The organism is Comamonas testosteroni, assembly GCF_000761245.1.
GTDB lineage: Bacteria > Pseudomonadota > Gammaproteobacteria > Burkholderiales > Burkholderiaceae_C > Comamonas > Comamonas testosteroni_C.
Genome location: NZ_AWOR01000065.1, coordinates 20630 through 31369 on the forward strand (window position 1 = coordinate 20630; position 10740 = coordinate 31369).

Annotated in this window: 10 protein-coding genes; 7 read left to right on the forward strand and 3 right to left on the reverse strand. The window is 65.0% G+C overall.

Translation table 11 applies throughout. From position 1 onward, the window contains the following. Nucleotides 1-312 precede the first annotated feature (312 nt). From P353_RS18545 to P353_RS18565, 5 genes are all read left to right on the forward strand, one after another. A complete protein-coding gene (locus tag P353_RS18545) occupies nt 313-1287 on the forward strand; it encodes an ABC transporter ATP-binding protein (protein ID WP_034372797.1) in 975 nt (324 codons plus the stop codon). Then, nucleotides 1284-2696, forward strand: coding sequence for a hypothetical protein (locus P353_RS18550; protein ID WP_034372799.1), 1413 nt, complete (start codon nt 1284-1286; stop codon nt 2694-2696). The genes P353_RS18545 and P353_RS18550 overlap by 4 nt, the downstream gene beginning before the upstream one ends. A gap of 100 nt (nt 2697-2796) precedes the next feature. Further along, on the forward strand, nt 2797-3291 hold the full coding sequence (gene purE, locus P353_RS18555) for a 5-(carboxyamino)imidazole ribonucleotide mutase (protein WP_003072555.1): 495 nt from the start codon (nt 2797-2799) through the stop codon (nt 3289-3291). Then, on the forward strand, nt 3288-4544 hold the full coding sequence (locus P353_RS18560) for a 5-(carboxyamino)imidazole ribonucleotide synthase (protein ID WP_269799973.1): 1257 nt from the start codon (nt 3288-3290) through the stop codon (nt 4542-4544). Before purE ends, P353_RS18560 begins: the two co-directional genes overlap by 4 nt. A gap of 9 nt (nt 4545-4553) precedes the next feature. Beyond that, nucleotides 4554-5552: an L-threonylcarbamoyladenylate synthase gene (locus tag P353_RS18565; protein WP_034372801.1), complete on the forward strand. Its 999-nt coding sequence runs from the start codon at nt 4554-4556 to the stop codon at nt 5550-5552. Between the two features lie 102 nt (nt 5553-5654). On the opposite strand, the gene P353_RS18570 is transcribed toward P353_RS18565, so the two are convergent. From P353_RS18570 to dacB, 3 genes are all read right to left on the reverse strand, one after another. Next, on the reverse strand, nt 5655-6326 hold the full coding sequence (locus tag P353_RS18570; protein ID WP_034372803.1) for an OmpW/AlkL family protein: 672 nt from the start codon (nt 6324-6326) through the stop codon (nt 5655-5657). Between the two features lie 35 nt (nt 6327-6361). After that, nucleotides 6362-7537 (reverse strand): SGNH/GDSL hydrolase family protein, encoded by a 1176-nt coding sequence (locus tag P353_RS18575; RefSeq protein WP_034372805.1) that lies wholly within the window; start codon nt 7535-7537, stop codon nt 6362-6364. Between the two features lie 239 nt (nt 7538-7776). Further along, nucleotides 7777-9225 (reverse strand): D-alanyl-D-alanine carboxypeptidase/D-alanyl-D-alanine-endopeptidase, encoded by a 1449-nt coding sequence (gene dacB / locus P353_RS18580; protein ID WP_034372807.1) that lies wholly within the window; start codon nt 9223-9225, stop codon nt 7777-7779. Between the two features lie 163 nt (nt 9226-9388). On the opposite strand from dacB, the gene tsaB reads away from it, so the two are divergent. Together tsaB and rimI are read left to right on the forward strand one after the other, a co-directional pair. After that, the gene (gene tsaB, locus P353_RS18585) at nt 9389-10096 is read left to right on the forward strand and encodes a tRNA (adenosine(37)-N6)-threonylcarbamoyltransferase complex dimerization subunit type 1 TsaB (RefSeq protein ID WP_034372817.1); all 708 of its coding nucleotides are present in this window, start codon (nt 9389-9391) and stop codon (nt 10094-10096) included. Nucleotides 10097-10103: 7 nt separating this feature from the next. After that, nucleotides 10104-10616, forward strand: coding sequence for a ribosomal protein S18-alanine N-acetyltransferase (gene rimI / locus P353_RS18590; RefSeq protein ID WP_034372809.1), 513 nt, complete (start codon nt 10104-10106; stop codon nt 10614-10616). Nucleotides 10617-10740: the final 124 nt, after the last annotated feature.

The window sequence follows — 10740 nt, forward strand, 5'->3', positions numbered from 1 at the left end:
CCAATGCTGCTTGTGCGCTGCCACGCGGGCAGCGGCGCTGAAAAGTCTGCGAACCGGCCACTCCAGCAGAGTGCCCACCGCGCGATGCTGCGATTCTCCACGCAAATGCGCGAGCGCAAGCCATAGACCAGAACGGACCGGGTCTTTGCTACTCAGATGGGAGCAGCCTGCGCATGTTTCAAGGTCAATTCAAGGTGTTTTATACCGACAATCAATAGACAGCATGCGCAAGCAGCTACGGTTTCAAGAGTGACCGCCCCACAGGGCCTCGCGCCCCTGGGCTATATTGCTCACGAACCAAGGAGCGCAGACTTGATTGAAGTTTCACAACTGGTGTTTGAATATCCGGGCCACCGCGCCCTTGACGGCGTGAGCCTGTCCATCGCTGCGGGCAGCGTGACGGCACTCGTCGGCCCCAACGGCGCCGGCAAATCCACGCTGATGCGCTGCATTGCCGGACTGGAGCAGCCGCTGTCCGGCCATATCCGTGTCAAAGGCCTGTCGGTCGAGGAGCAGCCGCGCGAGGTGCACCGCCACCTGGGCTATCTCTCTGATTTCTATGGCCTGTACGACCGGCTCAGCGTGATGCGCTGCCTGCAGTACTCGGCCCTGTCCATGGGCGTTGCACCTGGAGACGTGGATGTCCGCGTACGGCAGGTGGCCGCCCAACTGGGCCTGACGGAGCTGCTGCACCGCCACCCGACCGAGCTCTCGCGCGGCCAGCGCCAGCGCGTGGCGATCGGCCAGGCCATCGTCCACCAGCCCGGCGTGCTGCTGCTCGACGAGCCGGCCAGCGGCCTCGATCCCGATGCGCGCAGCAGCCTCTCGACGCTGTTTCGCCAGCTTCAGGCCCAGGGCATGACGCTGATCGTCTCCAGCCACATCCTCAGCGAGCTGGACGAGTACTGCACCCATATCCTGAGCATCCGCGACGGCCGCATTGAAAGCCATGAGGCGCTGAACCCCCACAGCGAGGGCCAGCCCGCCGCGGCCGGTCAGCCGCCCCAGCTCTATGCGCTGGAAGTGGCCATGGAGCAAAGCGAAGGCCTTGAGGCCCGCCTGCGTCAGGCCTTGCTGAGCACCTCGGTGCAGGACTTCGACACCACGGGCCGACGTCCGATCCAGTTGTGGCTGCCTGCTGCCGCCAGCGCACGCGCCCAATGGCTGACCCAGCTGGTGCAGGCCGGCATTCCCGTCGCCGCGCTGTACCCGGTGCGCGAGCGGCTGCAGGACCGCTATGCCCGCACGGCCCAGGCCCGCGATACCGAAAGTCAGGAGCAAGCATGAGCCAACGCAATCCCGAATTCCAGCGCCAGCTCTGGCTGAACTGGCGCCCCTCGCTGCTGGCCTGGAGCCTGGGCCTGAGCCTGCTCATCCTGGCCCTGCCCTTCGCCCTGTCCTCTGCCAAGGGACTGCCCGGCACGCTGAGCATGACCGCCATTGGCGGCCTGTACCTGGCAGCCATCATCTATGGCAGCGTGCTGGCCGGACGCAGTCTGGCCGAGGAGGCCAGCCAGAACACCTGGGACTGGCAACGTCTGTCCGTGCTCACCCCCTGGCAGATGGCCTGGGGCAAGCTGCTGGGCGCCACCTTGCCTGCCTGGCTGTACGTGCTGTGGTTTGCGCTGGCCGTGGCGGGCGTGACCCATTTCTGGGCGCTGGAGCCCCTGAAGTTGCAACACACGATTGGCCTGGCCGTGATCTGGGGCCTGGGCCTGCAGGCCTGGGCCATGAATTCCGTGCTCATGAGCTGGGGGCTGAGGGACAGGCCTATCAATCGCCGGCGAGCAGCACTGCTGCCTCTGCTGATCCTGTTCTTCGCACCCGGCCCCTTTATCGACCATGTCTACAAGGGCATTGTGGACATCGACGCCGAGCCGGTCTTCTGGTGGGGCCTGAATGTGGGCGGCCTGGGCCTTGCCTATCTGGGAGGTACCCTGGTGCTGGGCCTGGGGCTGCTGGCCCTGTGGCGCCAGCTTTGCACCCGACTCGATGTACGCACCCTGCCCTGGGCCTGGCCTCTGGGCCTGACACTGACTGGATTTTTCGCAGCCGGCTCGCTCAATCTGGGCATTGCCGAGTTTTTCAGCAGCACCGCCTGGATCGCGCTGATCGGCACCGCCTATGTCGCCCTGCAGCATATGGACCAGCATCTGCGCGCCTGGCGCCAGGTGCAATGGTCGGCCAGCCGCCAGCGCTGGCGCGAGGCGCTGGAGGCGCTGCCGCTGTGGCCGGTCAGCCTGCTGCTGGGCTTTGCCATGGCCTTGCTGCTGCTGTTCGCTCCTCAAAGCCTTGAGATGGCCATCAGCGGCAAGCTCAACAGCTTTACCTTCTATCTGTGCCTGCATCTGTTGCGTGACTGCCTGCTGCTGACCGGCTTCGCCCTGCTGGCGGGCAGGCTCAAGTCCCCCCTGGCCTCGTTTGTCATCGCCTGGCTGATCCTCAACATCGCCGCGCCACTGCTGGCCTATGGCATGGGCGGCTATACGGGCGCCATGTTTGTTCAGCCCGTGGTGGCCATGTGGATGAGCTCGCCGGACGGCATAGAGCAAGCCGGAGCCTGGGTCAGCTATGTGCCCTGGGCTTCTCTGAGCCTGCAGATACTGGTCACGCTGGCCTGGGTCATCCATGTCTTCAGGGGCCGCGTGCTGGGCTTTGCACGCGATAACGCGGCGGCCCACATCCGGGGGTCATAGTTGCTTTGCCCGGACGGCTATGCCCCACAGTCGGCCGGCAATGCAGCGAAACCGTAAAATCAGGGGTTCCACTAGGCCGGGCGGCAGCGCCCTGAAGAACATGAACCCCATCCAAGTTGGCGTGGTCATGGGTTCCAGCAGCGACTGGGACACCATGCAGCACGCAGTTGCCATCCTCCAGCAATTCGGTATCGCTTTTGAAGCGCAGGTCGTGTCGGCCCACCGCATGCCGGACGACATGTTCCGCTTTGCCGAAGCCGCTGCCGACCGTGGCCTCAAGGCCATCATCGCCGGCGCCGGCGGTGCTGCCCACCTGCCCGGCATGATTGCCGCCAAGACCACCGTGCCCGTGCTCGGCGTGCCTGTGGCCAGCCGTCACCTGCAGGGTGTGGATTCGCTGCATTCCATCGTGCAGATGCCCAAGGGCGTGCCCGTGGCCACCTTTGCCATCGGCAACGCCGGTGCTGCCAATGCGGCCCTGTTTGCCGTGGCCCTGCTGGCCAACGAGGATGCCGAGCTGCGCAAAAAGCTCGAAGCCTTCCGCGCAGAGCAGACCGAAGCGGCCCGCAACATGACGCTGCCGGTGAACGCATGAGCGCCCACGACACGCAAGCAATGAGCGCCACCGGGCCGTCCCAAGGCGCGAAGGCCCCCTTGGGGGGCAGTGCTGCACACGCAGTGGCAAACGTGGGGGCACCCATTCTGCCGGGTGCGACGCTCGGCGTGCTGGGCGGCGGTCAGCTGGGCCGCATGTTTGCCCATGCCGCACAGGCCATGGGTTATTTCACCGCCGTGCTGGACAAGGACGAGACCAGCCCCGCCGGCCTGGTCAGCCATCAGCATGTGCGCACCGGCTACGAAGACCCTCAGGGCCTGGCCGAGCTGGCCAGACTCTGCGCAGCCGTGACCACCGAGTTCGAAAACGTGCCCGCCGGCTCGCTGAACAAGCTGGCCGAGAGCCTGCCCGTATCGCCCGCCGGCTCCGCCGTGGCGATCGCCCAGGACCGCGCTGCCGAGAAAGCCCACTTCGTGAAGTGCGGCGTGCCCTGCGCCCCCTATGCCGTGATCGAGACGGCCGAGCAGCTGGCGGCCGTTAACGACGCGCTGCTGCCTGGCATCCTCAAGACCGCACGCATGGGCTATGACGGCAAGGGTCAGATCCGCGTCAAGACCCGCGAGGAGCTGATCCAGGCCTGGAGCGAGCTCAGGCAGGTGGCCTGCGTGCTCGAAAAAATGCTGCCGCTGGCGCATGAATGCTCGGTCATCGTGGCACGCGGCCGCAATGGCGACATCGTCAACCTGCCCGTGCAGCGCAATCTGCACCGCGACGGCATTCTGGCCGTGACCGAGGTCTACGAAGGCAACGTGCCCGCAGCGCAGGCGGAGCAAGCGGTAGCCGCTGCGAAGTCCGTAGCTATCGGGCTCGATTACGTGGGCGTGCTCTGCGTGGAATTCTTTGTGCTGGACAACGGCCAACTGGTGGTCAACGAGATTGCCCCCCGCCCGCACAACAGCGGCCACTACAGCCAGAACGCGATGGATGTGTCGCAGTTCGAGCTGCAGGTGCGCTGCATGACCAATCTGCCCCTGGTGCAGCCGCGCCAGCACAGCGCCACCGTCATGCTCAACCTGCTGGGCGACCTGTGGTTCAAGAACGACGGCACTGCACAGGCTCCCGCCTGGGATCAGATCCTGGCCCTGCCCGGTGCCCACCTGCATCTGTACGGCAAGGTCGATGCCAAGCCGGCCCGCAAGATGGGTCACTTGAACATCACCGCGGCAAGCCCCGAAAAAGCGCGTGAAACCGCTTTGAAGGCTGCTGAAATCCTCGGCATTGCTGCGTTTTAAGGAAAACACGTGATTCTGGATGGAACGCTGGATACCTCGGTGCAAGCCGCTGCGGCTGCGCTGCAGCAAGGCCGGCTGCTGGGCCTGCCCACCGAGACGGTCTATGGGCTGGCCGCAGACAGCGACAACGATGCGGCCGTGGCGCAGATCTTTGCCGCCAAGGGCCGCCCGGCCAACCATCCGCTGATCGTGCATGTGGCCGACGCCGCCGCCATCACCCGCTATGCCAAGGAAGTACCGGTCTTTGCTCAGCAACTGATCGATGCGTTCTGGCCCGGCCCGCTGACGCTGATCCTGCCGCGCCTGCCGCATGCCGCCAAGGCATCGACCGGCGGTCAGGACAGCGTGGGCCTGCGCTGCCCCTCGCACCCCGTGGCCCATGCGGTGCTGCGGGCCTGCCAGCAGCTCGATCCGCCGGTCTGGGGCGTTTCCGCCCCCAGCGCCAACAAGTTCGGCCGTGTCAGTCCCACCACGGCCGAGCATGTGGCCACCGAGTTTGGTGAAGAACTGCTGGTGCTCGATGGCGGCGCCTGCGAAGTGGGGATTGAATCGACAATCGTCGACTGCACGCGCGGCGTGCCCGTGCTGCTGCGCCCTGGCGCCATCACGCGTGACGATATAGCACACGCCTGCGGCCAGCGACCGCTCTCAAAAGAAGAGCTTACTGCGGATACCCCGCGGGCGTCCGGCACGCTTTTGGCACACTATGCGCCCAATGCCAAGGTGCGGCTCATGGATGCCAGGCAGCTGCAATCGGCTCTCGATATTCTGGGCAGCGAGGGCAAGAATATTGCGCTCTATCATCGCAGCCCCTTGAAGTGCACGGCCAAAGGCATCACGCTGCGGACCATGCCCCAGCAAGCGCTGGCTACGGCGCGCGAACTGTTCGGCACGCTGCGTGACTTCGACGAAATCGGTGCCCAGCTGATCTGGATCGAAACCCCGCCAGATAGTGCCGACTGGGAAGGCGTGCGCGACCGCCTGCAGCGCGCAGCGGCTGCGGGCTAAGTCCAGCCGCCCAGAGGCCTCTGCTCAGCCGAGCAGCCGAGCGGGTTCAGCAATAAAAAGTCCGGGCATGCCCGGACTTTTTCATGAGTGCATTTCAGCGCTTCAGAAGCGATAGCCCACCGCCAGCGCAAACACGTTGGGGTTGAGTTTGACGTTGATGCTCTGGCCCGAAGACAGATGGATCTTGGTCTTCAAGAAACTCTTGGAGTAGGAGGCATCCACAAACCAGCGCTCATTGAAGTTGTAGACAAAGCCCAGTTGCGCCAGGGCACCAAACTTGTCATCCACCTTGGCGGTGGTCGGATTCGCCTGGGTGCCCCCTGTCAGGCCGTTGAGCGTGGCCGTGGTCTTCTCGCCATAAAAATGGGCATAGGTCACGCCCAGGCCCACATAGGGACGAAATGGAGCATTCGCTTCATTGAAGCGGTACTGCAGCATCAAGGTCGCGGGAATGGCCTTGGTGCTACCCAGCTTGCCCACGCCGGCAATGGCGCCATCACCCATCAGATCATGCTTGAAGGGCGTTGCCAGAGGCACGTCCAGCGCCAGATTGTCAGTCACCATATAAGTGATGCCGCCACCGAGCTGGGTGTTGTTTTTAGCATCCACCTTGGTGTTCGCAAAGGATGGAGCCGACAGATTGCCGCTGTCCACATCTGGCGCCAGATGGGTCACGCCCACACGCGCCATCCAGCTTCCGGCCGATTGGGCGCTGGCCAGACCGCAGGCCGCCAGCGCAGCAGCGGCTGCAATGATCCGCACAGAAATTTTCATGGTTTTGTCTCCTTGTTATTGAGGTGCGGACGGATTTACAGCCAGCCCTTCTGGGCCAGAGAGCGGGAAACCAGCTGGCTCATTTGCTGATGGCCGTAAGGCGTGGGGTGGAAACTGTCGGCAAAGACATGGTGCTGCCACCAGTCAGGGCTGGATTTGCCGGGGGTAGCACTCAAGGCCGCTGCCGTGCAGGTGGGGAAGGTATAGGTGGGCAGGCCGCTTGCGTCCACGCCAGTGATCGGGCAGACCGGATCCTTCACGTTGTCGAAGTCGTACTGGGCCGGGTTGCTGATCTGGCTCTTGAACTCGGTGTAGAAATCGACCAGGACCACCTGGGACTGGCCTGCCAGGCTGGCAGCCAGCTGGTTGTTGAAGACCTGTACCAGGGCATCGAATGACGCTTCCTGCTTGGCGGCCGCAGCAGCCCCCTGATCCCCGCCGCCTGCGGCCTGGGCGATGCTGGCCAGGACCATCTGGAAGCGCGGTGTCTTGGTGATGGCGGGAACATTCAGCACGGCCACACGCGTGGCGCCCTTGGCGACCACATTCTGCGCAATGGAGCCGGCCAGAGTCTTGGCCAGGGTCTGCAGATAGGCACCCGCCGCCAGGCCGGCAAACTTGGAGGCATCGCCTCCGGCCTGGGTCATCAATGCCGTGGACGTGCCCGGAGCCTTGGAATCCAGCCAGGCCACCATGGCGTTCAGCGGCTGCGAATTGCCCTTGGCCGCGGCAATCAGCGCCCCGATCACGTCGGCGGCATCGTTGGCGCCGCCATCGATGACGACGAGATCATCGGCGCTGAAGCCTGCCTTGGATGCGACTTGGATCTGAACCAGAACCGACTTGGGCGATGTCGGCGCATCCAGCGGGTTCACGCGGCCGCCACCGACTGCGTAGTTGGTGCAGGTGGCGACTTCCTGATAAGTCGTGAGATTCTCGTCACCGGCACGAAAGTGGGCGCACAAGCTCTGGCTGAACTGGTCGGCAATGCGCTCGGGCCAGATCATGGTCGAGCCAGCACCGGTGGGCGCCGAGCCCTGTACCGTGAACTTGAAGCCGAAGGTACCGCTGTCCGAGAGGCTGTCGCCCATGACCTTGACCGAGGTGACCTTGGCCTTAGGGGTGGTATCGGCTCCGCCTCCGCCGCCGCAGGCCGCCAGCAGGCCCACCGTTGCCATTGCAGCCGCCAAGAGTTTGAGTTTGCTTGCCAAGATGATGTTCTCCTGAGGTGTTGTGAATCGCACGGTCGTGCTTTTTTCCTCAGCGTCATCCTAGCGACACTCATCCAGGCGTTGTTATCGGGCAATTACCGATGGTCGGACAAAAATCCAACGACCAATAACCTGGTCATCGTTCCGTCACGCAACAAAAAAACCGGACCACGGTCCGGTTTGTCGAAGCGAGCAAAGGGCAGCGATAGAGCGGTGATAGAGCGGCCACCCCCGGGCGGCTACTGGGCCGCCGTCCAGTCCACCAGCGCATCCCAGGCCGTGCGCGCCGCCGCCGCATTGGCATGGTTGGCCATGGCCACCAGCACATAGCGCTGGCCGCTGGCGCCATCGACATAGCCGGCCAGCGCGGCCGAGTCGCGCAAGCTGCCGGTCTTGAGGTGGGCGGCGCCTGCAAACCGACTCTTGCTGCGCCGCAGCGTACCGTCCACACCTACGATGGGCATGGAGGAGACGAACTCGGGCATCACGGGCGAGACCCAAGCGTTTTGCAGCATCTGCCCCAGTCCGCTGGCCGTGATGCTGGCATTGCGGCTAAGGCCTGCGCCGTTGTCCACCACGGGCTGCTCGGCATTGCCCCAGCGCGCGGCCCACCACTGGGCCAGCGACTGCCTGGCGGAGTCGAAGCTGGCCACGCCGGTGCGCTGCATGCCCAGGGTGAGCAGCACATGCTGGGCCATGATGTTGTTGCTGTATTTGTTGATGTCGCGCACAACTTCGGACAGGGCCGGCGACTCCAGCTGGAACGCCGGCTGCAGGCCCTGGGGCACGCTTCCGTCGCGCACGGCGCCGGTGAGCTTGCCGCCCAGCTCGCGCCACATGCCTTCTATGGCCTTGGCCGCAAAGCGCTCGGGCTGCGCCGGTGCGATGGACCAGCTCTTGTCGCCGCAGCTTGCCGGATAGCTGCCGTTGAAGGCGATGCGCTGTGGATTGTTCATGTCCAGCTGCATCTTGCTGCGCCAGTCGCCGCAATCAGAAGTAGGAGCAGCAAGCGCAACTGTCTGCTGGTTTTCCATGCCAAACATTGGTGGATCGTACTGAATACGAGCGACACCAGCTCCTGTATCAGGAGCAATATTCAGCGCCACGGCCTTGTAGTTGATCAGCAGCGCATCGGGCGAGGCGTTGTAGGGCCGCCAGGGCTCGTTGTCGAAGACCGCCGCATCATGCGCGGGCAGCTGAAAGGCGCTGCGGTCCAGCACGATATCGCCCACGATGACCTTGATGCCCATGCCTTGCAGGCGGCGCAGCATCAGCCACAGGCGCTCCAGCACCAGCTTGGGGTCGCCCTGGCCCTGGATGTAGAGGTTGCCGCGCAGGGCACCATCGACCACCGGGCCGCCCAGGTAGACGGGCGTGCGCCAGACATAGGCCGGGCCCAGCTGGTCGAGCGCCGCATAGGTGGTGACCAGCTTCATGACCGAAGCCGGATTCATGGCCTGGTGCGTGCGCCAGGCCAGGTTCGGTGGCGATCTGCCGTCCACATTCATCACCAGCAGCGATACGGCATCGCGCGGAATCTTGGCGCGTTGCAGCGCCGCGTCCACGGCGGCGGGAATGCGGGTGTCGGCGGGCAGGGACTGCGCCAGCGCGGGCTGGGCCAGCAGTGCCAGCAGCGATGCGCCCAGCGCACTCAGGGTCTTGCGAAGAAAGAAGGGGGTCTGCAGCATGGGGCCAGAGTCTACGCCGGGCTGCGCCCATGCCGGGCATTGGCAGCGCCCGCGGCAAGCTGGCGGCGGGCGTCCGATAATGCAGGGCTATGCTGCCCTCTCCTGCAGCCCAGTGCAGCCCGTATTGCGCTCCAGCCCTTCTGCGGCTGACGCCCCGCCGAACATGAATCTTCTCGCCATCGACACCAGTACCGATACCCTGTTTGTTGCCGTCCAGCGTGGTGATGCCATCTGGCAGCACAGCGGGCCAGGCGCACAGCAGTCGTCGGCGCAGCTGCTGCCGGCAATCCGCCAGCTCATGAAGGATGCGGGGCTGAGCTTTGCGCAGCTGGACGCCATTGCCTTCGGGCGCGGCCCCGGCTCCTTCACGGGCCTGCGCACGGCCTGCGCCATCACCCAGGGTCTGGCCTTTGCCGCCAAGGTTCCCGTGCTGCCCGTGGACTCGCTGCTCACCGTGGCCGAAGAGGCCCGTCATCTGCATGGCTGCACCGAGGTCGAGGCCGTGCTCGACGCGCGCATGCACGAGGTCTATCACGCAGCCTTCCGCTATGCGGACGGCCAGTGGATCGAGCCCGAGGACTTCGGCCTGTGCGCCCCCGAGGCTTTGCAGGCGGCGGCCGGCCATGTCGTGGCGGGCAATGCCCAGCCCGTCTACCCCGAGCTGCTGGCGCCCGAGGCCCGCCATGTGCACGCCATGCCCACGGCCACGGCCATGCTGCGCCTGGCACCGGCACTGTTGGCAAAAGGCTGCGCGGTGCCGGCCGAAGAGGCGCTGCCGCGCTATATCCGCGATAAAGTGGCAAAAACCACGGCCGAGCGCGAAGCCGAGAAGGCCGCCGCGGCCGCTGCCCCCGACGCCGCCTCCCGATAAGCACCTCATGACCTTGCCCAGCCGCTCCACACTCGCCACCGACGCCAGCACCCAGGATGCGGCATCCCTGGTGCATTTCGAGCCGCTGTCCGCGCTATGGCTCGACACCCTGCTCCCGATCGAGGAGCAGGCCTATGCCCATCCCTGGACGCGCGGCAACTTCCAGGACGCCATGGTGGCCGGCTACCAGATACAGCTGCTGGTCGATGCCGATCACCAACTGCTGGGCTACTTTGTCGCCATGCAGGCGCTGGACGAGGTGCATCTGCTCAATATCACCGTCAATCCGGCCTGCCAGCGCCAGGGCTGGGCACGCGTGCTGCTCGATGCGCTGGCGCTGTGGTCGCGGCAGCAGAATGCCCAATGGATCTGGCTGGAAGTGCGCGAAAGCAATGCCCGCGCCCGCGAGGTCTACCTCAGACACGGCTTTGCCGAAGTCGGTCTGCGCAAGAACTACTACCCCAACCCCAACGGCCCGCGCGAACACGCGGTGCTCATGAGTCTGAAACTATGGCCCTGAACCTGGACGCCCGCCAGCGGGCCATGCTGCAAGCGATGGGCATCACCGTCTGGCTGCCCGAGCCCGTGGAACCCGCAGCAGTGGCTGCTGTCGCTGCAGTCACTGCCGCACCGTCACCGCTCGC

What these genes read in the sequence shown, in the direction of transcription:
- P353_RS18550 (WP_034372799.1), top strand. Translation starts at nt 1,284, where the DNA reads ATGAGCCAACGCAATCCCGAATTCCAGCGCCAGCTCTGGCTGAACTGG.
- purE (WP_003072555.1), top strand. Translation starts at nt 2,797, where the DNA reads ATGAACCCCATCCAAGTTGGCGTGGTCATGGGTTCCAGCAGCGACTGG.
- P353_RS18560 (WP_269799973.1), top strand. Translation starts at nt 3,288, where the DNA reads ATGAGCGCCCACGACACGCAAGCAATGAGCGCCACCGGGCCGTCCCAA.
- P353_RS18570 (WP_034372803.1), bottom strand. Translation starts at nt 6,326, where the DNA reads ATGAAAATTTCTGTGCGGATCATTGCAGCCGCTGCTGCGCTGGCGGCC.
- dacB (WP_034372807.1), bottom strand. Translation starts at nt 9,225, where the DNA reads ATGCTGCAGACCCCCTTCTTTCTTCGCAAGACCCTGAGTGCGCTGGGC.
- tsaB (WP_034372817.1), top strand. Translation starts at nt 9,389, where the DNA reads ATGAATCTTCTCGCCATCGACACCAGTACCGATACCCTGTTTGTTGCC.
- rimI (WP_034372809.1), top strand. Translation starts at nt 10,104, where the DNA reads ATGACCTTGCCCAGCCGCTCCACACTCGCCACCGACGCCAGCACCCAG.